This window comes from Pseudomonas sp. Mn2068 (assembly GCF_049319725.1).
GTDB lineage: Bacteria > Pseudomonadota > Gammaproteobacteria > Pseudomonadales > Pseudomonadaceae > Aquipseudomonas > Aquipseudomonas gingeri.
Map to the genome: position 1 here is coordinate 100,678 of NZ_JBMOUG010000012.1, position 21,536 is coordinate 122,213.

Genomic DNA, 21,536 nt, shown 5'->3' on the forward strand with positions numbered 1-21,536 from the left:
TTTGGCTCCGATCATGCGTCCAATGCTTGCGTTGTCAGGTGGGGCGCGTCTTTTTGAGCCACGTGTACTTTGCCACCTGCCAGCGTACGCAGGACCACATAGAAGACAGGTGTCAGTGCGAGACCGAACAGGGTCACGCCCAACATGCCGAAAAACACCGAGATCCCCATGGCCTGGCGCATTTCTGAGCCCGCCCCCGTGGAAAACACGAGTGGGACAACGCCCATGATGAAGGCGATCGACGTCATGAGAATCGGCCGCAGACGCAAGCGGCTTGCTTCAATGGCTGCCTTCAGCGTCGTGTACCCGTCGTGCTCCAGTTCTCTGGCGAACTCGACTATCAAGATGGCGTTTTTGGAGGCCAATGCGACCAGTACCATCAACCCGATCTGGGTAAAGATGTTGTTGTCTCCCTGCGTGAGCCACACCCCCGTGAGTGCGCACAGGATGCTCATGGGGACGATCAGGATGACCGCCAGAGGAAGGGTCAGGCTTTCGTACAGTGCGGCCAGTACGAGGAATACGAGCAGGACGCTGACAGGGAAGACCCACATACCGGCGTTACCTGCCAAAACCTTCTGGTAAGTCAGCTCGGTCCACTCGAATTTCACGCCTTGAGGCAACACCTCGGCGGCAATGCGCTCCGCTGCTGCCTGGGCCTGGCCAGACGAATAGCCCGGCGCTGGGCCGCCGTTGATATCCGCTGCGGTGTAGCCGTTATACCGAACCACCATGTCCGGACCGTAGGTTGGGGTGATACGAACCAGAGACGATAGGGGCACCATTTCCCCACGGTCGTTTCTGGTTTTCAGCTGAAGGATGTCATCTGCTCGCTGACGAAACGGTGCGTCGGCCTGCACGCGTACCTGGTAGACACGGCCGAAACTGTTGAAGTCGTTCACATACAAGGAGCCAAGGTATACCTGCATGGTCTTGAATACATCGGTAACCGACACCCCCAGCTGTTTGGCTTTCACACGGTCCAGCTCGACGTTCAGCTGCGGGAAGTTGATCTGATAGTTTGTCAGTGACCCACCAAGCTCCGGGGTCACAGCAGCCTTGGCCATGAATGCTTGAGCGGCCTTGTTAAGCGCCTCATAGCCCAGGCTACCCTGGTCTTCCAGCTGCATTTTGAAGCCACCCAGTGTGCCAAGCCCGAGTATTGGAGGCGGTGGAAAGGCTGCGACGTAGGCTCCTTTGATACTGGCGAACTTTTGGTTGAGGGACGCGACGATGGCCGCGGCGGACTCATCTTTCGATGTACGCTCGCTGAGAGGCTTGAGGGGAACAAAGACAATCCCAGCGCTGGAACTGTTCATGAATCCGTTAACGGACATGCCAGGGAAGCCGACTGCGTGAGCTGCGCCCGGCTGCTTCATGACTATTTCGCTCATCTGGCGAATCACTTCTTCCGTACGGTCAAGAGAAGCGCCATTGGGAAGCTGGGCGATGGTGACCAGGTACTCCTTGTCCTGCATGGGAATGAACCCGGCTGGCACAACGTTCCCCATGACCACCGTGAGCCCCAGAAGAACCACATAAACAACCAGCATGCTGCCCTTGCGCTTGAGGATGCCTGTCACGCCTTTCGAGTATTGCTCCGAGCCACGATTGAAAACCTTGTTGAATGCTCGAAAAAAACCGCCCAGCAGCTTATTCATCACCCGCGTCAAGGCGTCTTGCTTGGCGTCGTGGTTACGCAAAAGGAGTGCGCTGAGGGCTGGAGAGAGCGTGAGTGAGTTGAACGCGGAGATCACTGTGGAGATCGCAATGGTCATCGCAAACTGCTTGTAGAACTGGCCCGTGAGACCGCTCATGAATGCCAGCGGTACAAACACAGCAACCAACGTGAGTGCGATGGCAATGATGGGGCCGCTGACCTCTTGCATGGCTTTATAGGTGGCGTCCCTCGGCGTCAGCCCGCTGGCTATGTTCCTCTCCACGTTTTCAACCACAACGATGGCATCGTCGACGACGATACCAATGGCTAGCACCATTCCGAAAAGCGACAGGGCATTGATCGAGAAGCCGAAGGCCAGCAACAGCGCAAAGGTACCGATGATGGATACCGGTACAGCGATCAAGGGGATGATCGCTGTACGCCATGACTGGAGGAACACAATGACGACCACGACCACCAGTGCGATGGCTTCGAGCAGTGTTTCTATAACCGCATTGATGCTCGACTTCACGAAGCGGGTGGGGTCGTAGATAAGCCTGTAATCCAGGCCTGGAGGGAAATCAGCGCTGAGGTCTTTGAGTGCCGCGCGGACTTGGTCAGAGATCTCCAGCGCGTTGGCGCCAGGCAATTGGTAGATGGCGAGGGAGACGGCGGGTTTGTTGTCCAGCAACGCACGCAATCCGTATTCAGCCGCGGAGAGTTCGACCCGGGCGACATCCCGCAGATGAGTCACTGCGCCATTCGGGCTGGTTTTGAGAACGATGTCGCGGAACTCGTCGACGGTCTTCAAGCGACCCTGGGCATTGATTGTCAGCTGTACTGCAGTACCCGGCGAAGAGGGCGCAGCACCAACGGCACCCGCAGCAACCTGGATGTTCTGCTCTTGAATGGAAGTGACAATCTCCGAGGCGGTGAGATTACGCTGGGCCACCTTCTGCGGATCGAGCCACACACGCATTGCGTAGTCGCCTGCCCCCCACATATCGACACGGCCAACACCAGGTATCCGCTCAAAGCGCGTTTTGACGTTACGTACGCCGTAGTTTCTCAAATACGTCGTGTCGTACCGATCATTGGGTGATACGAGGTGCAGAAAAAGAACCAATGAAGAAGAGCTTTTGAGCGTAGTAACACCCAATCGTTGGACATCTTCGGGCAGCCGTGGCAATGCTTGATTGACTCGGTTCTGTACCAACTGGGTAGCCAGGTCCGGGTCAGTTCCTAACGCAAAAGTCACGGTGATGGTCAGGTTGCCGTCACTGTTCGCTTGAGACTGCATGTACAGCATATTCTCAACGCCGTTGATTTTTTCCTCAAGCGGCGCCGCAACTGTCTCGGCAATGACTTTTGGGTTCGCTCCAGGATACTGTGCGCTGATGGTGACCGAGGGTGGAACGACCTCTGGATACTCAGAAATCGGCAATTTGAATATTGCTATCAACCCTGCAAGCAGGATCACCACGGATAGTACACCCGCAAAGATCGGACGATCGATGAAGAACTTTGATATGTTCATTAACGACTCTTTAAGTGAGGCGGCTACTTACTCTCAGCGCTGCTTTAAGGTTAAAAAAGACAACAGGACGCTCAAGGATGCACTCTGTTTTATAATCAATGCGCGGACCAAAAAAACGTACGTGCCTGAGGGGCATTCGTTGTTTATCAGTGAATTCTGGTTAGTGCTGCCGTGGGTCAGTGAGCGTTTCTAGCCTGAGCGTCACTTTGGGGAATTATCTTTCCTAGAACCTGCTCCCCTGGACGGACTCGCTGAATACCGCCTACCACCACCCGTTCGCCCTCTTCGAGCCCGGACGTGATAATTCGATCATTGCCTTGTAGATTCCCCAGCGCTACCGGGCGATAAACAATATGGTCATCCTTTCCCACGACCAGGACAAATCGCTTGTCTTGATCGGTGCCAATTGCCGCATCATCAATAAGAAGGGCCGCGTATGGTTCACTGCCGCCCACTTTTACACGCGCATATAACCCCGGGACCATGGTGCCATCAGCGTTGTCGAACCGTGCACGCATTCGGATAGTGCCTGAGGTAGTGTCGAGTTCATTGTCTACGGATTGGATGACTCCCCGGCGCGAATACCCTGTCTCATCTGCAAGCCCTAGATCAACCGGAACATTAACCTTATTGCCGAGTCTGTTGATGTACTTAAGATAAGTCTGCTCATCAGCGTTGAACTCTGCATAAATGGGGTTCACAGAGACAAGCATCGTTAAAGGCGCCGCGCCTGCCCCGGCGTTTACGATGTTTCCAAGTGTTATTTCTGCCCGCGATACGCGACCAGAAATTGGAGCTTTAATCTGGGTATGGCCGAGATCAATTTTAGCTGCATCCAGCGCTGCTTCAGCAGTTTTAAGATTGGCAATGGCCTCCAGTGCTGCGTTGTTTTTTTCATCGTAATCACGTTTTGCGATTGCATTTTCGGTAATCAGGCGCTGTGCCCTCTCCCAGTCGCTTTTCGTGTACGCGGCGCGAGCCTGAGCTGCCGCAACCTGCCCCTTGGCTCGTTCGACTTGTGCTTGGTAAGGTCGTGGATCGATGACGAACAGAGTGTCCCCTTTTTTAACCAATTGGCCGTCATGTATGTTGACGTCCGTTATGGTTCCTGCCACCAGCGGCCTGACCTCGACTTTTTCCACCGCTGCTAATCGGCCAGAATAGATTTGCCAGTCGGTAACGATTTCTCTTTTAACGACCGCGACATCTACCTCCTGGATTGGGAGCGGGCCTTCCTGTGCTACAGCTTTCTCTGAGTTATCGAACACCCCAAAGGCAATGACTCCGGAAATACAAAGCATGCCTGCCGAATAAAGTGCCAGCCTGGTGCGGGGTTTGGAATTAGCGCTCATAATTACTCCAAAGTTAATCCTGTTCTAGCTTGACTGCTGTGTGAATGCCAACTTCCGATGGCTAATTCTCATGAAATATGAAGTGGCGCTTGTTGGGAGCCTAGGTGTTTGCTTCGCCAACGACACCGCGGCTTTTTTACAGTGAGCGGCATGCGTGAAAAATCACGTCATCGACCTGTTTTCATTGTCTGGAACGCGTTCGCCATTGGCGTTTTTTGTTCTGCGGTCGGCACGCATCCACCTTAAGGTAATAACCGCGGATACCGCGATTAGCGGAAAAACAATATTATTCATGCCCTTCCAGCCAAGTAATTGCAATATGGGACCGGCGGCCAAGGTGGAAAATGCAGTGAACGTATATTGAATAAACTCTGCCACTCCCTGCACCCTGGCCTTTTCGGAGGGGTGGTAGGAGGAAGTCAACAAGGTGGTGCCACCAACAAACATAAAATTCCACCCGACGCCTAGAAAAAGAAGCGCGATATAGAACGCGGTCAAGCTGTCCGAAAACTGCGCAATCAATCCGCAAGCTGCACTTAGCGCCATTCCCAGGAATAAAATCGGTGGTAATCCAAATAGGGCAATCAGGCGCCCAGCGAATAGTGACGGCGCGTACATACCTACTAAATGCCATTGAATAATGCTGGCGCCATCATTTATGGAGTGATTGCTGGCGACAGCAGCCAGCGGTGTCGCGGTCATGATGAACATCATCACCACGCCGCCAATAACGTTATTCGAGAGTGCCGCTAGTGAAATAGGTTGCTTGAATATTGTGAGTAGTTTGCGTGGCGGCTGTTCGTGATCATGCAGTTCCAATGGTTCTGGACGTGCATCCTGGTAACCCAGCCAAAGTAATGCTGCGGAGACAAGGCCCAGCAGGCATACCATCAAGTACGAGCCGGCGAACAGGACCGGGAACAAATCCGCGCTCCAACTCGCCAACAAAGGCCCGAGAAAAGCGGCGATCACTCCGCCCGCAAGCACCAACGAGATCGCGCGTGCTTTGCGGTTGTCAGGTTCCGAATCTGTTGCCGCCAACCGGTAATACTGGGCGAATGCCTGGAAAACACCTACGGCGGCTGTCCCGATGCAAAACAGCCAGAAAAAATTCAGGAAGACTGCCCATACGGAAATCAAGCCGCCTATCGCGCCAGTGAGGGCACCTAGTACAAATCCACGCCGTCTACCTATCTTTTGCATCAGGGTAGAGGCGAAGTATGTCGCAATCGCGCCGGCTACGGTGATCAGTGCAAAGGGCAGAGTCGCAAGCGATTTATCGGGGGCGAGCTGATATCCCGTCAAACCGGTCAATGTGAGATCGATAGCGATGGCTGCCGTGAACAAACCCTGAGCTATTGCCAGTACCGCCACATTCGATCGGCTTGACGACTTTTCTGGCGCTGAAATGTCTTCCGATAATTTTGATGTGCTCATTGTGCCCGCCTCCAGTCAAGAAGGTTCGAGCTGTCTGCCCTTACAACCATGACGACTCTCCCGTTGAGAAACTGGAGCATTCTCTCCGTCGCTTATCGCGGGAGAAAGGACTTAGTTCCCTCCTTTTTGGTCGTCGGGCTGCATTGGGCAGCAGGTGTCACAAACAGGAAAACCGATAGCGAAGCGGGACTGCGAAGCGAGAAAAAATGATGACGTTTTTTGAGGGTTTTCCGCCCTTTTCGCCATGAAATTTTTAGAGGATGATTTGGGGCCAGCAGTACGAAAATCGGCCAATAGGACGCCGGCAGGGAACAGTAATTCCGAGCAGGACCTATGATTTTTCAAGAAGGTAATTCCATGCGTGACATCGCTTTCCTGATCTTTCCCGAGTTTCAGATTCTGGATCTTAGCGGTCCGCTGGCGGCCTTCGAGATCGCTAAAGAGATTGGGGTACCAGATCCCTACTGCTGTTCGGTGGTTTCGTTGTCGGGCGGTCCTGTGATGAGTTCGTCTGGTCTGGAAGTAAGGAGTCAGAAGATCAGATCAAGCCCGTACGATACGTTGATAGTGGTCGGCGGTAAGGCCTTTTCGAAGCCCTATGACCTTCCTATGGTGTCGGACCACCTCGCTAATGCGGCCGCGAAAGGCACCAGGCGAGTGGCGAGTGTTTGCACCGGGGCTTTTCTATTGGCTTCGGCGGGCCTGTTGGACGGTCGCAGGGCTACTACACACTGGAGGCAGACCGCGCGACTGCAACGCAATTTTCCGAAGGTGCGGGTACAGCCCAATCATATATTTACGAAGGATGGTGGCATCTGGACGTCTGCTGGCATCTCTGCGGGAATCGATCTGGCGCTGGCCATGATTGAGGAGGATCTGGGAAGTGCTGTTTCCCATGAGGTCGCCCGCACCATGGTGGTGTATCACCGTCGGCCAGGAGGGCAATCACAATTTTCGGCCATGGCCGATATGGAGCCGTCGACGGATCGCATGAGGGAGGTGCTTTCCTATATGCGAGAGCATCTGAACGAACAGCTATCAACAGAGCATCTGGCATCAATTGCTTGCCTCAGCTTGCGTCAATTCGGTCGGGCTTTCCTGCTGGAAACGGGGGAAACACCGGCTAAAGCAGTGGAGCGTTTGCGTGTCGAGGTCGCGAGGCTGCGCGTTGAACGTGGGGCGGAACCAATCGAACTGATAGCACACTCGGTCGGTTTCAAGGATCCGGAGCGGATGCGCAGAGCCTTCATCAGAGTTATTGGACACCCGCCTCAAAGCATCAGACGGCTGGCCGCACATCAGGGTGTTAGCGCTTCTGAAGTTAAGGGAGAAACAAGTTCGACCAAATAGCATGGCGTAAATCGAGGGGACTAAGTCGTTTTGCAAAACGCCAGTGACGCTTATGCTTCAGCCTCTGGATCTTAGTGACCCCGAATGGTCGCGATGAATCTCCAACCTACTAATGGGACAGTCATGAAAGAACTTTCAGGCAAGCGTGCATTCATCACCGGCACCGGTTTGAGCGTGGTTTGCGTGAATGCTTAGTTAGGTGGCCCACGTTTGATGGCGTTGAGGTTCCGTTAAAAGTATTAGAGACAAAACCCTCAAGTCAACCGCACCAGGGATCAGCTCGATCTTGAACGGATATATTTATTTATCGGCAAGCATACCGTCGATGCATGAAGTAGTAATTTAAATAAGATACGCCAATCCAATTTATTGTTTTTTCGTATGAAGAGGCTTTAACCAATGAGCGTTTTGTTGACTCGCCGCAAGGTGATTTCAGGTATGGGACTGCTAGGTATCGGCATGCTGGCAGGCTGCGATACCCGGGGTGAGCTATCGTACAAATATGGCAAAGACTTAAGCGATAAAATTCTTGGGCGCACATTCAGGCTAAAAGATACTGACGGCGAGGTAAGAACGCTTTCAAGCTATCGAGGCGTGATGCCGATAATCTTTTTTGGATTTACTCAATGCCCGGCAGTCTGTCCCACCGCCTTGGCTCGTGCAGCAAAAATCAAAAAGATGATGGATAAGGATGGCTACCGCCTTCAGGTTATCTTTATTACGCTTGATCCCGAACGGGATTCGCCAGCCGTACTAGACGCCTATGTCAAAACTTTTGACCCGTCTTTTGTCGCACTTTACGGAACACCAGAAGAAACGGCGGCCACAGCCAAGGAGTTTGGCGTGTTCTATAAAAAAGTACCGATTGGATCAAGCTATACACTGACTCATTCATCGACGAGCTATGTGTATGACTACCAAGGAACGCTACGCCTTGGATTTTCTCAAGCACTTTCGGCGCAACAATGTGCAGAAGATCTGATTACCCTCATGGAGATTTGCTAATGCACCCAGCGCCCAATCGAACCAACACAAATCAACGCGTTGAACAGATCGTCCTTGGGCTTTCTCTACCAGGGCTGGTTTTCCAGGTATCAGCCCAAACGCAGATAGAGGGCGCATGGGAGCTACGATCACGCGGGAGTCAGTTTTGATAACTGCGCTCGACGCGCCATATGCTCATTCGCGACTCTCACAGCCTCGTCAGTTCTCCCCCACAGACCTTCTATCTGTGCGACGATCTCAGGCCGCGCAGTACGTGGATTCCCCGAGTGCATTGTCGGCTGTGGGTCGTACTCGAGCACGAGCTGCGTAAACTCAGCCGCATCCTGGCCTTTGAGTTCGGCGATGACCTGCAGCGCAAAGTCGATACCCGCCGTGACACCGCCACCTGTGATTCGGTTTCTGTCGACGCATACCCGTTCGTAGCTCGGTTCGATACCCAAGGCTATGAGGGGTTCGTAGAAAGGCCAGTAGGTCGCTGCACGATAGCCTTCCAGCAGTCCCGCCATAGCAAGAAGTACAGAGCCCGTGCATATAGCGGTTACATAAGTGGCTGTCTTTCCTGCGCGAGCAATAAAATCGAGCAGCTCCTGGTCCTTCATGATTTCAGGAGTTCCTCCGCCACCTGCGACAAACAGCACGTCCAAGTGATCTGGAACGTCATCTATCGTGATCGTGGGATTCATGGTGACGCCCATATCCGTTGGAACAGCCTCCATTGTCTTCCAGATTATGTGAGTTTTAGCGTGAAGGCCGAACGCCGTCTGTGGGCCTGCCAAGTCTTGCAGAGTGAAACCAGGAAAAATCACCATGCCAATCTGCAGTTGGCGGTCTTCAATCTTATTGCTCAGTTCATCAGACATTACCGTCTCCTCTCGTCGTACTTGACTGAAGAGTATTCCTGTTAGACGCTCCACGTGAGTGGCGGAAATGACATTGATCGATCAGTTTCTGCCAGCCGAATATTCAGGTTTTACGAGCGGAGTCCAACACCATGCATAAGATCGCGGTTCTGGCATTGAATGACGTGGTGCCATTGGACTTTGGTATTGCCTATCAGGTTTTCGCTTTGGCTACTCAGCCAGATGGTCGCAAAGCTTACGAGGTGGAGGTGTGCGCACCCGAGCGGACAATTCGCGCCGCCAGTTTTGATATGCAGGTGCGGTACGGCCTCGACCGTCTTGCGCTAGCCCAAACTATCGTCATACCAGGAAGTGAAGACCCGTTTGGAGTGGTTCCAGAAGCAGTAAAAATCGCCCTTCGCGAGGCACATATTCGTGGCGCAAGATTGGCTTCAATCTGCACGGGGGCCTTTATCCTTGCCGCAAGCGGTCTTCTTGTCGGAAAACGCGCAGCGACGCATTGGCGTTTCTCCGAGGACCTGGCCAGGCTTCACCCGGAGATAAAGGTAGAACCTAATGTTCTGTTCGTCGATGAAGGTAGCATCGTGACTTCGGCCGGCGCGTCAGCAGGATTGGATATGTGTTTGCATCTCGTGCGACGCGATTACGGCCAGTCTGTTGCGGCAAACACTGCCCGCCTGGCGGTCGCGCCGCTGTACCGTGATGGCGGTCAGGCACAATTTATTCGTCAGGAGCTACCAGGCTCGCCAACGAGCTTAATGCCGTTGATTGAATGGATGCGGGACAATTTGAGCAGTTCGCACACAGTCGATGACCTTGCGGCTCGCGCCAAGATGAGCTCGCGTACATTTGCTCGGCGATTTCAGGAACAGACCGGCACTACTCCTTTACAGTGGCTTCTCAGCGCTCGTATTGGGAGAGCGCGTGAATTGCTTGAGGAGAGCGAGGTGTCGATTGATCAAACGGCGCTTCTTTCCGGATTCGGGTCTGCGGTGACCTTCCGGTCGCGGTTCCGAAGGGTCGTTGGCCTCACGCCGACGGAGTACCGTCGTCGTTTCAGCTCAGCAAGCTAAAATCCAAATACCCGCACGTCCAGCCATCGAAACATGCCATCGTGCCCGCAGCCCTCGCCTATTTCCCCTCCGGAAAAACCGCAACACTGCGAATCTCAATCTTCAACTGCGCAAGCGCCAGCGCCTCGACCCCGATGATCGACCAGGCCGGAAACGGACGCTCGGTGTAGCGGGCCTTGACCGGCAGGAACTCGTCGACAGTCTCTTTCAGGTTGACGTGGTAGCTCACCACTTCAACCAGGTCGGCCATTGTCAGTCCCTGCAAGCGGAGGATTTCCCTTGTCCGCTCCAGCGCTACTTCGGTCTGTTCGGCCACGCTCTCGGGGATCGAGCCATCGGGACGGAAGCCGACTTCGCCGGCGATAAACAGCAGGTTGCCAGCGCGAACGGCGGGCGAGTAGCCGTAGCTCTCATAGCCGCCATGGGTCGCGGCAAACATCGGGTGGTCTGCCGGGATCTCAAGTACTTTCTTGGTCATCTTTCATATCCTTGTCCTGATTTGCATGCCGAATGAAAACAGGCGGCCGCCCCTTCGACAGGGGCGAATGGCCTGCGCTGTTCCGAGCACCGACTCTACGGTTGATGGCAAAAGGCACAAACGACATTTTTCCCTCACTTCACGCCATATCACGGTCTGCGGCCTGTTCCCCCGCATCCGCCGCAACCGGTTCGACGCGAGAGCCGATTGAGCGGCGAGCGCTGATCGGTCGACGCTTCATCGGCACAGCCTCCGGAGGCACTCGACGACGAACGACATAAGCATATGAATTTATACTTTTTCAGATTCCCGGTAATTGCTGTTAGTTTAAAAAAAGAAAGACGTCATTGTTCTTGCTTGTCAACAGAGCGGGTCATGTTTCACTGGATGAAGATTGCAGCCGAACTTCAAGGGATTAAAGTCTTCTCAGCACTGCTTACATGGCTACTGGGCAATAACTCTACCTGTTGAAAGTCCATTTCATTGGATTGATAACCGGTATATGACATGACGGTTACTCTGAGCCACTCGGCGACCTGATCAACACCCCGTATGTGCGGATCCCCGAGGAAAAACTGCAAGGTCGGCAGCGCAATCACACTATCAATAACATCACGGTCGAACAGGCGGTGCTCCATGAAAAGGAATTCACATGTTTACTGCGGCACTGATCTACATCCTGGCGGTCATCAGCCCTGGCCCCAATTTCATTATCGTCAGCCGGTTTTCTTCCCTCGGCTCGGTGTCGACCGGCATTGGCGCAACCCTGGGCATTTGCACGGTTGGCGTGTTCTTCTCGACCATTTCGCTGCTGGGCCTGGCGGCGCTGCTGCACCAGTATCCGGCGTTCTCCAAGGTCGCCACGCTCTGCGGCTCGGCGTACCTGCTGTACATCGCATACAGCATCATCAGGAGCGTGCTGGCGAAAAGCACCGGCACGCCTGAAAGCACGGGGCCTGGCGTGACCAGTTTTGCCAGGGCCTACAGGGTCGGAGTGATCACCAACATCAGTAACATGAAAACCATCGCCTTCATGATCAGTATCTATGCGGGCTTTCTGTCTTCGCCTCGCTCGGAGCTCGACAAGGTGCTGGTGGTGCTGCTGTGTTCGACACTGGAAATCACCTGGTACTCCCTGGTGGCCCTGTTGTTCGGTCAGGGGCCGATCAAGGCCTTGTTCCTGAAATACACCCGGCAGATCGACGTCGGGCTGGCGGTCTTTCTGGTGGCGTTTTCTCTCAACAACGCGATCCCTGTACTGCTTGCCAGTCGCTGAGGCTCCCCAGGCGACCTTCAGGGCAGTTTGTTTCAGACTTCAAATGGGCCTGTTGAGCGGATTGGCCGCCCGGGGAATGGCCAGACGTCAAGTGACGTCCTTTCCACGGGCGCGCGGTCTTTACTGGTGCGTGCGCTGGCGGGTCGCACGCCTCGGGTTGAACCGATCGCCGGGGTTATGCGTCAATCCTTGACGACGTGAACACCGCCCAGGACCACCCCATGCGCCAAGCCCTGCTGATCATCGATGTCCAACCCAGCTTCTCCCCGCCGCAATGGCTGATCGACGGTATCCGGGGCCTGATCGGCCGCATGCCCAGCGTCGCCACCGTCGAGCGCCACGATGAAGCGATCACCCCGTTCCAGCGCCAGCTCGGCTGGCACCCGGCGCCGGACGACGACAGCCTGGTGCCGGCCGATCGCATCTTCATCAAGCATGGCTACGCCCCCTCGCCGGAAACCATCGAATACCTGAAGAGCCTGGAGGTCGAGCGCGTCCTGGTCTGTGGCCTGCAAACCGAAACCTGTTGCCTGGCGGCGGGATTTGCCTTGTTCGATGCGGGGCTGCAACCGACCTTGATCACTGACCTGACGGTCGGTTCGTCCCTGGATCGTTCGGGCGGGTTGGGAGCACGGCTGTGGGAGCATCACTTCAAGCACACGGTGCACTCGCAGGCGCTGTAGCGGCGGGAACATTGGCCGGCACGAGCAGCACAAAAAAGGCGCCGGATCCCGGCACCTTTATCGAGAGCCGCCGGCGTATCACACCTGGGCCATGCCTCCGTCCACGAACAGCTCGATACCATTGACGAAACGGCTGTCATCCGAGGCCAGGAATACCGCGGCCTGGGCAATTTCGCCGGGCTCGCCCAGGCGTCCGATCGGCACCTGCGAGGCCAGGTGGGCGAACAGGCCGTCGACCTGTTCCGCCGGTACCAGGCCGCCCAACCCTTCGGTGCGCACCGGCCCCGGGCTGATCACATTGACGCGGATATTGCGCGGTTGCAGATCCAGCAACCAGGAGCGGGCGAGGTTGCGCACCGCCGCCTTGCTCGCGCTGTAGACGCTGAAACTGGCTGTGCCCTTGACCGAGGTGGTCGAGCCCGTCAGCAGGATCGAGCTGCCATCCCGGAGCAGCGGCAGAGCCTTCTGCACAGTGAACAAGGTACCGCGCACATTGGTGCCGAAGATGCGGTCGAACTGCTCTTCGGTGATCTCCCCAAGGGGCAACATGTCCCCGCCGCCGGCGTTGGCGAAGAGAATATCCAGGTGACCGACCTGGGACTTGATCACGGCAAAGATCCGATCCAGGTCCTCGATTTTCGAGACGTCGCCCCGAATGCCGGTGGCCTTGGCGCCCACGCTATCCACCGCGGCATCCAGTTCCGCCTGCCGACGCCCGGTGATGAAAACCCTGGCGCCCTGTGCCGCGAACTCCCGCGCCGAGGCCAGGCCGATACCCGTGGTCCCGCCCGTGATCAGTGCGATCTTGCCTGCCAGTTTATTGCTCATGTTCAGTGCTCCAGTAGGAAAAGGCTCGGTAGGAAGTGAGCCGTTGGAGCGACTGTAGGCTTCGGTCATTAAGTGAAAAATAGCCTGGCCCCGCTTACTTTATGCACAATGGTGCATAATCATTTATCCCCGCCCATTGATACCCGTCAGGTAGAGCCCACCCATGGACCAGCTACTCGCCATACGCGCCTTCGCCCGGGTCGTCGAAGCCGGCTCCTTCACAAGGGCGGCCGACTCGCTGACGATGCCGACCACCACGGTCAGCAAGCTGGTCCGAGAGCTGGAAACCTACCTGAATGTGCGACTGCTGCAGCGCACCACCCGCCGTGTCTCGGTGACCAACGAGGGCCTCGCGTACTACGAACAGACCGCGCGCCTGCTGCGGGATCTGGAGGAAGTCGACACGGGATTGCGCACCGCCCAGGTCAAGCCACGGGGAAAACTGAAAGTGGATATCGGCTCGTCGGTCGCCACCGAATTGATCATTCCGGCACTGCCGGAGTTTTTCGCGCGTTATCCGGATATCCGCCTCGAGGTCGGCGTCAGCGACCGTCATGTCGATCTCATCAGCGAAAGCGTCGATTGCGCGATCCGTGGCGGCGAGCTCAAGGACCTGTCGCTGGCGGCGCGCTCGATCGGCCACGCCTGCTGGGTGACCTGTGCGACACCCGCCTACCTCGAACGCTTCGGCCGACCGACCCATCCCACGGCGCTGGAAAACGGCCACCAATTGATCGACTACCTGTCCGCGCGCACCGGCCGAGTCATGCCGGCAGTCTTCGAGCGTGGCCGGGAACGCTTTGAAATCACCGGGCACAGCAACTGCAGCGTCAATGAAAGCAACGCCCATGTCGCCGCCGCCCTCGCCGGGCTAGGGATCATCCACACCTTCGGCTACACGGTGCAAAAGCATATCGACAGCGGCGCCCTGATCCCATTCCTCGAAGCCTGGCGACCGGCGCCCTACCCCTTCCATGTGGTCTACGCGCCCAATCGCTACCTGAGCCATCGGGTCAGGGTATTTATCGACTGGCTGGCCGAACGCTTCCAGTCCACGCTCGCCAATCGCTCCTGAGTCCCGCTCGCGCAATACCCCGGACTGATGCAGATCAACGGGAGAATCCGCGACAGCATCGACAATGAAAGATTATTCAGATTCGGCTTCTCGCCGGCTCCATTCACCGAACTGTTATTCAATGATGTCATAATGCGATTTATGAGCATTGGAGCACTGGAAAGCATCATTCACATGTCGATGAAACACCCAAGAACACAATCGGGTTTCACCCTGATAGAAATGCTGGTCACCGTCGCCATTGTCGCGATCCTCGCCGCCATCGCCGTGCCCGCCTACAGCAGCTACGTCACCAAGAGCACGATCAAGGCCGCCGAGTCTGACCTGGTCGCGCTGAGCCTCAGCCTGGAAAACTACTACCAGAAACAACTGGTGTACCCGGCCTCGGGTGCCAGCGGCACGACGCAGATCCAGTGCGTGCTGGCCAGCAGCGCTTCGCCTTGCACCGCCCCGACGTCAGGCTGGCAGCCGAGCCAGTCCGGCAAGTTCAGCTACTCGCTCAGCTCCAACGCGACCACCTACACCGTGACCGCCACAGGCAACAGCGGCAACGTCAATGGCTGCACGATCACGCTGACCCAGGACAACACCCGCAGCATCGCCTCGTGCAGCTCGTATAACGGCAACTGGTTGTAATGCGCAGCCGCGGGTTCACCCTGATCGAGTTGATGATCACCATTACCCTGTTCGGCCTGCTGCTGTTCGTGGGGGTGCCGCTGACCCAGTCATGGACCAACAGCGCCTATCAGCGCGATGCCGCCGGCCTGCTCAAGCAAGGGATCAGCCGCACCAAGGCCATCGCCCTGCGCAACCAGGGCGCCGTGCAGGACAGCGCGCCCGCCGCCGTGCTCTGCCGTTCCGGGCAGAATCTCCAGCTGTTCAGGCTCGCCGCCGGGCAGGCCATCGATTGCGCCACCACCACGCCGCCCCTCTGGAGCAGCCCGCTGCCGGCGGCGGCCAGTATCCAGAGCGCCGGTGTCGACCTGGCCTGCGTCGCTTTCAACAATCGGGGCCTGGCGCTCAGTTCCAGCACCTGCACCACCGCGACGCTGCAGGTCACGGCGGGGAGTGAGAGTTCAGTCGATGTCCCGCTCATTTGACCCCCACCCCGGGCGACAACGGGGCGATGTCCTGCTCGAATCCCTGATCGGCATCCTGCTGATGGCGATCGTCGGCCTGGGCATCACCTATGCCGCATCGCGGGCGGCGGTGAGCCAGCGCGACATGAAGCTGCAGAACATCGTGGTCAGCCAGATGCGCAGCCTGCTGGAACAGAACGGCGCGCTGTTGTGCTCGACCAACGCCGCCTTGCTCGTCGTCTCCCTTCCCACCCAGACCAGCCCGCTGCCGATCGTGGCGACCTGTACCAGCGCCCCGGCCGTCACCGTCGGCACCAGCACTCTCACTGGCGGGACGCCGCAGAGCGCCGTGGTGCTGACCACCCGCACCCAGGACAGCAGCCTCTTTGGCGGCGTCATCCGCGTGGGCGATGAGTCATGAGCCGTGGGCAAGGCGGCTTCACGCTGATCAGCCTGATAGTCGGCACGGCCATTTCCCTGGTCAGCATCCTGGCCATGCTTTCACTGTATAAAAACCTGGTCTACACCTCGGTGGCATCGATCCAGAGCGCCCGGCAGGACGGCCAGGTGGCGGCGGCGCTGCTGACCGCCCAGCGCGAGCTGATGAATGCCGGCTTCTGGAGCGGCAGTGCCACCGTGCGCGCCACTGCCGATATCGACAATAATTTCGTGCTGCTGTCCGGCGCCGTCCTGAGCAACGGCACCCTGAGCGGCAATGCCACCGCCCAGACCAGCTTTCCCAGCCTGACCAATGCGTCCCCCAACGGCATCACCGGCAACGCGATTGTCTGGTCCTACCAGACCAGCGCCACCGCCAACCCCAGCTGCGCCGGACTGTTGATCAGCAACGGCGCCCTGCTCAGCCTCAAGGCCGTCGCCGCTTGCACCCAGGCCTCGGCGCAATGGGGCAGCAGCACCTGGACCAGCACCCCGCTGATCGAAGCCGGCCAGGGCAGCGCCTCGTTCTCGGTGGGCTTCGCCACCTGCTGGCCCTATGGCCGGACCACCGACACCACCAATACTGCCTCGCGCCTGCAAGTCACCCTGAACGCCAACAACAGCACGCTCGACCCCAACAGTAGCGATCCCCAGCCCGCCTACGTGAAAAGCAAGGCAACGGCGTGTCTGATCAACTTCGAAAAACCCACTTCCTGATAGAGCGCTTGATGCCAGCCCCTTCGTTTTCCGGATCGACACCCGCGTCTCAACGCGGCATGGCCGCCACGCTGATGATCCTGTTCGTCGGCATGGCCCTGTCCGTGACCGCCCTGGGAATGATGTACGGCATACGGGGCGCCCAGCAGCAGCAAGTGGCGGCCCATGCCATCTCACCGGCGGAGTCACGGGTCTGGAGCGGGGTGGAGTGGGTGCGTCTGTACCTGCAGGCCCAACTGCTGCAGGACAGCACCCTGGCCAATGTCACACCGGGCAACCTGCCCATCAGCGCCAGCGGCCTCAGCGCCCAGATCCTCTCCAAGGTCGCCAGCGCCGGCAGCACGCTGGTCACCGCGACCATCACCGCCACCAACAACCTGGCGACCAATACCCTGCAGGTGGTCTACGTGCTGACCCCGGCCAGTGCCGCGACTGCCCCGCCCAGCGGCAACCTGCCACCGGCCCTGCAGTTCAATGGCAACTTCAACTACACCGGCGGCAACCTGTCGATCACCAACGGCACGACCCTGGCGAATATCGCCGTCACCGGCGTGCTGACCATCTCCAACGGCTCGAAAGCCTATGTCTCCGGCTGTGCCAAGGGCGGCATCAACCTCAGCGGCGGCGGGATCGCGGACAACGCGACCCTCAACACCGAGGGCACCTTTTCCATGAGTTCCAGCAGCCCGCCGGTCAACCTGACGATAGCCGCCAAGTCCATCAACATCAGCCAGTCCGACGGCAGCTATGTGTCGATCAAGGCCGGCGCGTTCAAGGCCAACGTGCTGTCGGCCGGATCAACCATCGGCACCGCCCTGGTCGGCGGCACGAAAAACACCGACAACTCGATCACCGCCGCCAGCACCGGCACGGCCCTGATCACCCTGACCGATGGCACGGTCTATACCCTGGACCTGAGCAAGGCCAGCCAATCCGCCGGGGTCATCAGCACCAGCACCGGCGCGCAATTGATCTCCGGGACCGGCAGCCTGCCCGCCAGCATTTCGCTGAGCTACAACGCGATCTACGGCGGCGACGTCAACTTCAGGAACGCCACCGTCGGCACCTTCTGGGGCAACACCCTGGCATTGAGCGGCTACAGCGCCACCTACAACACGCTCAAGGCCAACAGCGACGTATCGATCCTCACCGCGACGGTGGGGCAGTTCCAGGGCGGCGGCAACCTCAGCGTGACGCAATACAACACGCCCTCGTTCAACACCGCCAGCCAGATCGCCGGCAAGGTGCTCAACCAGAACGGCACCGCCTACACGGGCACCGCGCTGGCGAACCTGACACAGAACATCGCCGGCGCCTCGCCGGGCCTGCCTGGCATACCGTACTGCAACATCACCAGCGCCCCGGTGGACGTCACGCCCCTGCAAAGCCAGGCCAACTACGTGTTCTACTTCGACGGCAACACACCGATGCTGAAGATCCAGAACGTCAAGACCGCCGCCGGCACCGCCGTGGCGGGCGGCCCCTACAACCTGGCGACCACCGACCTGCGCACCTTGCTGGGAAACACCTTCCTGACCTGCAACTACGGCAACAGCAGCTGCGGCAACAGCGCGACACCGGCCAACGGCTGGACCTTCACCGGGATCAAGGCCCTGCCGCCGGGCGTGCTGTGGTTCCAGGGCAACATCACCCTCGATGGGGTGCAAGGCCTGAGCCGACTCACCAACACCGTACTCGCCACCGGCAACGTTGCCCTGACCAGCAACAGCGCGGTGCCCTTGTACTCGCCGAACTTCTCCGGTTACTCGAACCTGTGCAGCGGGTCGTTCTACCCGACCAACCTGTGCAACAAGAGCGCGACACCACCGGCCCTGGCCACCTGGACCGACAGCGCCAACGTCACCCACAGCGGCCTGCCTATCGGCAATATTGCCATCGAAGCCAACGGCGGCCTCGCCACCAGCGGCTGGACCCTCTACGGCAACGTCATCCTCGGCGGCCTGGTCAGCACCTCGGGGGCCACGACCAACATCAAGGGCTCGCTGTCCACCGGCAACAACGGCGCCAGCCCCACCACCATTTCCCAGGGCGGCATCGCCATCGATGTCTCGGCGGTAACCGGCGACCAGACCATCACCAACCCCACCCCGCCCACGGGCGGAGGCGGAAGTGGCGCGGTCCAGGCTTCGACGAAAGTGCGATGGGTTCGGGCGTATTGATCAGCGATTGTCGCACCAGCAGCCCGACTCTTTGTTGTGCATAACAGGCCTCGTAGCACAACAGTAAACACTCAGGTCAACCGCGCCCCCGCCATCAGCCCCTCGGTCAGCAACGACACCAGCGGCTGTACCAGGTGCTGGGTGCCGGCCTCATCGCCCACTACCGCCACCTCGGTGGAGGGCAGTGTCGGCAATTTTTCCGAAGGTTCGAGAATCTTCATCCCCTCCTGCAGGAACGAGGTGCCCAGGGCAGTGATGCCCAGCCCGCCGGAGACGGCAGCCTGCACGCCGATCAGGTTGCTCGCCAGGCAGGCCGATACCCATTCGCGATTCACCGATGCCAGGGCCTCGACCATGATCGCGCGGTACGCGCAGGGCGGTCGCATCATCACCAGCCGCACCGGCCGGGACGCTTCGATTTCATAGTCGCTGGCAGCCATCCACACCAGCGGCTCGCGCCAGATGACGCGACCGCGCTGGGCCGTCGCGCTGATCTTGCGCTTGGCGATCACCACATCCAGTTGCCCCGCCTCATAGGCGGTGAGCAGGTCATTGCTCAGGCCGGTGGTGAGCTCCAGCTGGATATCGGGATACAACGCGCAAAAGCGCGACAGCAATTTGGGCAGCTGGGTCAGCACCAGGTTTTCCGAGATGCCCAGGCGCAACAAGCCCGGCATCGCCGGCGCCTTGATCTCACGCAGGAACGTCTCGTAATGCACCAGCATCCGGCGCGCGCCCACCAGCAGGCGCTCACCGTCCGCGGTCAGGGTCAGTGCGCGACTGGTGCGCTCGAACACCCGTAGACCGAGGATCTCCTCCAACCGGATGATCTTCTGGCTCACCGCCGATTGCGAACGCGCGATCACCTCTGCCGCCGCCGTGAAACTGCCGGTTTCCGACACGGCGATAAACGCCCTGAGCAGGTCGATCTCGATATCGCTGGCTTGCATGATGAATTCGCCTTTCAACTGGATGCAATTAAATTTATGCGTTTGAGTTCTAGATAGCAAACTCCGAACATCGTGCTCATCCGGTCGGCGGTCAACGCATCGGCCAAACAACTGCAAGCACGAGGAACACCCCATGACAGGCAACAAGGCTGTAGAAATCGTCGAAAGCTTCTGGCGCGAGGTCTGGCAGAAACAGGATCCGCGAGCGGCGGCGCGCTTCGTCAGCGAAGACTTTGTCATCACCTCGGGAGGTGTCGACGTCGTCGGCCGCGAGGCATTTATCGATTGGATCGGCGCGTTCCTGGCGAAAATCGACGACTTCGATTTCGCCAGCATCGAGACCTTCCAGAATGCCGACGGCACCCGCGTGGCCTCGCGCTGGATACTCGAGGGCAAGAACAACGGCTTTATCGGCAACCGGGCCTGCGGCACCCCGTTCAAGATGCTGGGGACCGCGGTCTGGGAAGTGCGCCCGGACGGGCAACTGGGCCACAACTGGGTCGAGCGCAATGCCCTGGAAGTCCAGCGCGAATTGCTCGCGTCCTGAATACCGGCAGCATCCTGTGCGCCCGGCAGCCTGCCTGATCCTGCTCCTGTACCTGCTGACGCCCGCCCATGGCGCCCGTCCACCGGAGATTGTCATGGACACCAGGAACTGCCAGACGGGCTCGGGCCTGCAGGACGACCCGGCGTCATCCTGAGTCGTCCGGCACACGGGACACGACGCGGTGTCCCGTGCAAACGGCCTGACGGTGGATCAGTCCCAGAGTTTCTGGCCAAAGAACGTCAGGGTCCGGTCCCAGGCCATTTGCGACCAGACCGGGTCGAACTGGGTTCCGGGGATGCGTCCGCTCCCCACCGCCGTCTCGTTGGCGAAGGCGTGATGCGCCAGGTAGCGATGGAACGTGGCATCGACACCCGCTTCATGCAGCGTGGTCTCGAGGGTGTCGACGGTTTCCGCCGGGAAGAACAGATCCTGGGTCGCCCAATGCGCCAGCAGCGGTGCCTTGATCGCCGCGGCATTGAGGTATTCCAGCGGTGGGAAACCGTACCAGACCACGCCGGCCGTCAGCTCCGGGATGGCATTCAAGGACAGCAGCGTCAGCGCGCCGCCCATGCAGAAGCCGGTCACGCCGATATTTTTCGTGTGGGCGCCCAGGTACTGCACGGCGCCACGGATATCCTGGGACACCGCCTCGGCGAAATCCAGCTTGCTCATCAGGTGGTGGGCTTCTTCCTCTTCCACCGTCGACTCGCCACGGTACAGATCGGGCACCAGGGCCAGGTAGCCGCAGGCCGCCAGGCGATCGGCAACGCCACGAATCTGGTCGTTGAGGCCCCACCACTCCTGGATCACCACAATGGCCGGGGCACCTTCGACTTTTGCCGGACGGGCCAGATAACCGCTGACCTCGCGACCATCGGGACGTTTGAAACTGATCAGGCTGTTTGCTTGCGACATGGGCTTGCCACCTTTGTGTTGGAGTGAATGGAGTCGGGCTCGATCAAAGCACCGTACCTTCCTGCTGACGAAAGCTATTTGACCGACAACCGATGA

21 protein-coding genes are annotated in these 21,536 nt (G+C 58.3%); 12 read left to right on the plus strand and 9 right to left on the minus strand.

Going from position 1 to position 21,536, the window contains the following annotated elements:
* Positions 1–11 precede the first annotated feature (11 nt).
* The 3 genes from ACL9RJ_RS23915 to ACL9RJ_RS23925 all read right to left on the minus strand — a co-directional run bounded on the left by ACL9RJ_RS23915 (position 12) and on the right by ACL9RJ_RS23925 (position 5,986).
* A complete protein-coding gene (locus ACL9RJ_RS23915; RefSeq protein WP_177118132.1) occupies positions 12–3,197 on the minus strand; it encodes an efflux RND transporter permease subunit in 3,186 nt (1,061 codons plus the stop codon).
* Between the two features lie 176 nt (positions 3,198–3,373).
* Complete coding sequence (locus ACL9RJ_RS23920; protein WP_177086983.1) at positions 3,374–4,549, minus strand: efflux RND transporter periplasmic adaptor subunit; 1,176 nt, start codon at positions 4,547–4,549, stop codon at positions 3,374–3,376.
* A 162-nt stretch (positions 4,550–4,711) separates the two neighbouring features.
* Positions 4,712–5,986, minus strand: a complete 1,275-nt coding sequence (locus ACL9RJ_RS23925) for an MFS transporter (RefSeq protein WP_017126764.1) — start codon at positions 5,984–5,986, stop codon at positions 4,712–4,714.
* Between the two features lie 333 nt (positions 5,987–6,319).
* Between ACL9RJ_RS23925 and ACL9RJ_RS23930 the strand changes: the two genes are divergently transcribed.
* Entirely contained in the window at positions 6,320–7,336 is a 1,017-nt protein-coding gene (locus ACL9RJ_RS23930; protein ID WP_343054820.1) for a GlxA family transcriptional regulator, read from the plus strand.
* Between the two features lie 399 nt (positions 7,337–7,735).
* Complete coding sequence (locus ACL9RJ_RS23935) at positions 7,736–8,341, plus strand: SCO family protein (RefSeq protein WP_422765743.1); 606 nt, start codon at positions 7,736–7,738, stop codon at positions 8,339–8,341.
* A 128-nt stretch (positions 8,342–8,469) separates the two neighbouring features.
* On the opposite strand, the gene ACL9RJ_RS23940 is transcribed toward ACL9RJ_RS23935, so the two are convergent.
* The gene (locus ACL9RJ_RS23940) at positions 8,470–9,201 is read right to left on the minus strand and encodes a DJ-1/PfpI family protein (RefSeq protein WP_017126760.1); all 732 of its coding nucleotides are present in this window, start codon (positions 9,199–9,201) and stop codon (positions 8,470–8,472) included.
* A 131-nt stretch (positions 9,202–9,332) separates the two neighbouring features.
* On the opposite strand from ACL9RJ_RS23940, the gene ACL9RJ_RS23945 reads away from it, so the two are divergent.
* A complete protein-coding gene (locus tag ACL9RJ_RS23945; protein ID WP_017126759.1) occupies positions 9,333–10,274 on the plus strand; it encodes a helix-turn-helix domain-containing protein in 942 nt (313 codons plus the stop codon).
* A gap of 58 nt (positions 10,275–10,332) precedes the next feature.
* On the opposite strand, the gene ACL9RJ_RS23950 is transcribed toward ACL9RJ_RS23945, so the two are convergent.
* Positions 10,333–10,752, minus strand: a complete 420-nt coding sequence (locus ACL9RJ_RS23950) for a Rid family hydrolase (RefSeq protein WP_017126758.1) — start codon at positions 10,750–10,752, stop codon at positions 10,333–10,335.
* 407 nt (positions 10,753–11,159) lie between these two features.
* Positions 11,160–11,390: a hypothetical protein gene (locus ACL9RJ_RS23955; RefSeq protein WP_017126757.1), complete on the minus strand. Its 231-nt coding sequence runs from the start codon at positions 11,388–11,390 to the stop codon at positions 11,160–11,162.
* A 14-nt stretch (positions 11,391–11,404) separates the two neighbouring features.
* On the opposite strand from ACL9RJ_RS23955, the gene ACL9RJ_RS23960 reads away from it, so the two are divergent.
* Positions 11,405–12,028 (plus strand): LysE family translocator, encoded by a 624-nt coding sequence (locus ACL9RJ_RS23960; protein ID WP_017126756.1) that lies wholly within the window; start codon positions 11,405–11,407, stop codon positions 12,026–12,028.
* A 221-nt stretch (positions 12,029–12,249) separates the two neighbouring features.
* Positions 12,250–12,711 carry an isochorismatase family protein gene (locus ACL9RJ_RS23965; RefSeq protein WP_017126755.1) on the plus strand — a complete coding sequence of 154 codons (462 nt, stop codon included), beginning with the start codon at positions 12,250–12,252 and terminating at the stop codon, positions 12,709–12,711.
* A 78-nt stretch (positions 12,712–12,789) separates the two neighbouring features.
* Here the strand turns inward: ACL9RJ_RS23965 and ACL9RJ_RS23970 are convergent, their stop codons facing one another.
* Positions 12,790–13,539 (minus strand): SDR family NAD(P)-dependent oxidoreductase, encoded by a 750-nt coding sequence (locus ACL9RJ_RS23970; protein ID WP_017126754.1) that lies wholly within the window; start codon positions 13,537–13,539, stop codon positions 12,790–12,792.
* 163 nt (positions 13,540–13,702) lie between these two features.
* Here ACL9RJ_RS23970 and ACL9RJ_RS23975 point away from each other — a divergent pair, with 163 nt between their 5' ends.
* The 6 genes from ACL9RJ_RS23975 to ACL9RJ_RS24000 all read left to right on the plus strand — a co-directional run bounded on the left by ACL9RJ_RS23975 (position 13,703) and on the right by ACL9RJ_RS24000 (position 19,028).
* Positions 13,703–14,614, plus strand: coding sequence for a LysR family transcriptional regulator (locus ACL9RJ_RS23975; protein WP_017126753.1), 912 nt, complete (start codon positions 13,703–13,705; stop codon positions 14,612–14,614).
* Positions 14,615–14,755: 141 nt separating this feature from the next.
* Positions 14,756–15,250, plus strand: a complete 495-nt coding sequence (locus tag ACL9RJ_RS23980; protein WP_275936911.1) for a type IV pilin protein — start codon at positions 14,756–14,758, stop codon at positions 15,248–15,250.
* Positions 15,250–15,714, plus strand: coding sequence for a pilus assembly FimT family protein (locus ACL9RJ_RS23985; protein ID WP_017126751.1), 465 nt, complete (start codon positions 15,250–15,252; stop codon positions 15,712–15,714). The genes ACL9RJ_RS23980 and ACL9RJ_RS23985 overlap by 1 nt, the downstream gene beginning before the upstream one ends.
* Positions 15,698–16,114, plus strand: a complete 417-nt coding sequence (locus tag ACL9RJ_RS23990; RefSeq protein ID WP_017126750.1) for a hypothetical protein — start codon at positions 15,698–15,700, stop codon at positions 16,112–16,114. The genes ACL9RJ_RS23985 and ACL9RJ_RS23990 overlap by 17 nt, the downstream gene beginning before the upstream one ends.
* Entirely contained in the window at positions 16,111–16,848 is a 738-nt protein-coding gene (locus ACL9RJ_RS23995) for a PulJ/GspJ family protein (RefSeq protein WP_017126749.1), read from the plus strand. Before ACL9RJ_RS23990 ends, ACL9RJ_RS23995 begins: the two co-directional genes overlap by 4 nt.
* Positions 16,849–16,859: 11 nt before the next feature.
* The gene (locus ACL9RJ_RS24000; RefSeq protein WP_042935530.1) at positions 16,860–19,028 is read left to right on the plus strand and encodes a beta strand repeat-containing protein; all 2,169 of its coding nucleotides are present in this window, start codon (positions 16,860–16,862) and stop codon (positions 19,026–19,028) included.
* 71 nt (positions 19,029–19,099) lie between these two features.
* Here the strand turns inward: ACL9RJ_RS24000 and ACL9RJ_RS24005 are convergent, their stop codons facing one another.
* On the minus strand, positions 19,100–19,978 hold the full coding sequence (locus ACL9RJ_RS24005) for a LysR substrate-binding domain-containing protein (RefSeq protein ID WP_042935574.1): 879 nt from the start codon (positions 19,976–19,978) through the stop codon (positions 19,100–19,102).
* A 133-nt stretch (positions 19,979–20,111) separates the two neighbouring features.
* Here ACL9RJ_RS24005 and ACL9RJ_RS24010 point away from each other — a divergent pair, with 133 nt between their 5' ends.
* Positions 20,112–20,525 carry an ester cyclase gene (locus tag ACL9RJ_RS24010; protein ID WP_017126746.1) on the plus strand — a complete coding sequence of 138 codons (414 nt, stop codon included), beginning with the start codon at positions 20,112–20,114 and terminating at the stop codon, positions 20,523–20,525.
* Between the two features lie 210 nt (positions 20,526–20,735).
* On the opposite strand, the gene ACL9RJ_RS24015 is transcribed toward ACL9RJ_RS24010, so the two are convergent.
* Positions 20,736–21,440 carry a dienelactone hydrolase family protein gene (locus ACL9RJ_RS24015; RefSeq protein ID WP_017126744.1) on the minus strand — a complete coding sequence of 235 codons (705 nt, stop codon included), beginning with the start codon at positions 21,438–21,440 and terminating at the stop codon, positions 20,736–20,738.
* Between the last annotated feature and the right edge of the window lie 96 nt (positions 21,441–21,536).

Coding starts and splice junctions, on each gene's coding strand:
- ACL9RJ_RS24005 (WP_042935574.1), bottom strand. CDS start 19,978: ATGCAAGCCAGCGATATCGAGATCGACCTGCTCAGGGCGTTTATCGCC.
- ACL9RJ_RS24010 (WP_017126746.1), top strand. CDS start 20,112: ATGACAGGCAACAAGGCTGTAGAAATCGTCGAAAGCTTCTGGCGCGAG.
- ACL9RJ_RS23955 (WP_017126757.1), bottom strand. CDS start 11,390: ATGGAGCACCGCCTGTTCGACCGTGATGTTATTGATAGTGTGATTGCG.
- ACL9RJ_RS23960 (WP_017126756.1), top strand. CDS start 11,405: ATGTTTACTGCGGCACTGATCTACATCCTGGCGGTCATCAGCCCTGGC.
- ACL9RJ_RS23980 (WP_275936911.1), top strand. CDS start 14,756: ATGAGCATTGGAGCACTGGAAAGCATCATTCACATGTCGATGAAACAC.
- ACL9RJ_RS23965 (WP_017126755.1), top strand. CDS start 12,250: ATGCGCCAAGCCCTGCTGATCATCGATGTCCAACCCAGCTTCTCCCCG.
- ACL9RJ_RS23935 (WP_422765743.1), top strand. CDS start 7,736: ATGAGCGTTTTGTTGACTCGCCGCAAGGTGATTTCAGGTATGGGACTG.
- ACL9RJ_RS23995 (WP_017126749.1), top strand. CDS start 16,111: ATGAGCCGTGGGCAAGGCGGCTTCACGCTGATCAGCCTGATAGTCGGC.
- ACL9RJ_RS23945 (WP_017126759.1), top strand. CDS start 9,333: ATGCATAAGATCGCGGTTCTGGCATTGAATGACGTGGTGCCATTGGAC.
- ACL9RJ_RS23930 (WP_343054820.1), top strand. CDS start 6,320: ATGATTTTTCAAGAAGGTAATTCCATGCGTGACATCGCTTTCCTGATC.
- ACL9RJ_RS23915 (WP_177118132.1), bottom strand. CDS start 3,197: ATGAACATATCAAAGTTCTTCATCGATCGTCCGATCTTTGCGGGTGTA.
- ACL9RJ_RS23975 (WP_017126753.1), top strand. CDS start 13,703: ATGGACCAGCTACTCGCCATACGCGCCTTCGCCCGGGTCGTCGAAGCC.
- ACL9RJ_RS23940 (WP_017126760.1), bottom strand. CDS start 9,201: ATGTCTGATGAACTGAGCAATAAGATTGAAGACCGCCAACTGCAGATT.
- ACL9RJ_RS23990 (WP_017126750.1), top strand. CDS start 15,698: ATGTCCCGCTCATTTGACCCCCACCCCGGGCGACAACGGGGCGATGTC.
- ACL9RJ_RS23925 (WP_017126764.1), bottom strand. CDS start 5,986: ATGAGCACATCAAAATTATCGGAAGACATTTCAGCGCCAGAAAAGTCG.
- ACL9RJ_RS24000 (WP_042935530.1), top strand. CDS start 16,860: ATGCCAGCCCCTTCGTTTTCCGGATCGACACCCGCGTCTCAACGCGGC.
- ACL9RJ_RS23970 (WP_017126754.1), bottom strand. CDS start 13,539: ATGAGCAATAAACTGGCAGGCAAGATCGCACTGATCACGGGCGGGACC.
- ACL9RJ_RS24015 (WP_017126744.1), bottom strand. CDS start 21,440: ATGTCGCAAGCAAACAGCCTGATCAGTTTCAAACGTCCCGATGGTCGC.
- ACL9RJ_RS23950 (WP_017126758.1), bottom strand. CDS start 10,752: ATGACCAAGAAAGTACTTGAGATCCCGGCAGACCACCCGATGTTTGCC.
- ACL9RJ_RS23985 (WP_017126751.1), top strand. CDS start 15,250: ATGCGCAGCCGCGGGTTCACCCTGATCGAGTTGATGATCACCATTACC.
- ACL9RJ_RS23920 (WP_177086983.1), bottom strand. CDS start 4,549: ATGAGCGCTAATTCCAAACCCCGCACCAGGCTGGCACTTTATTCGGCA.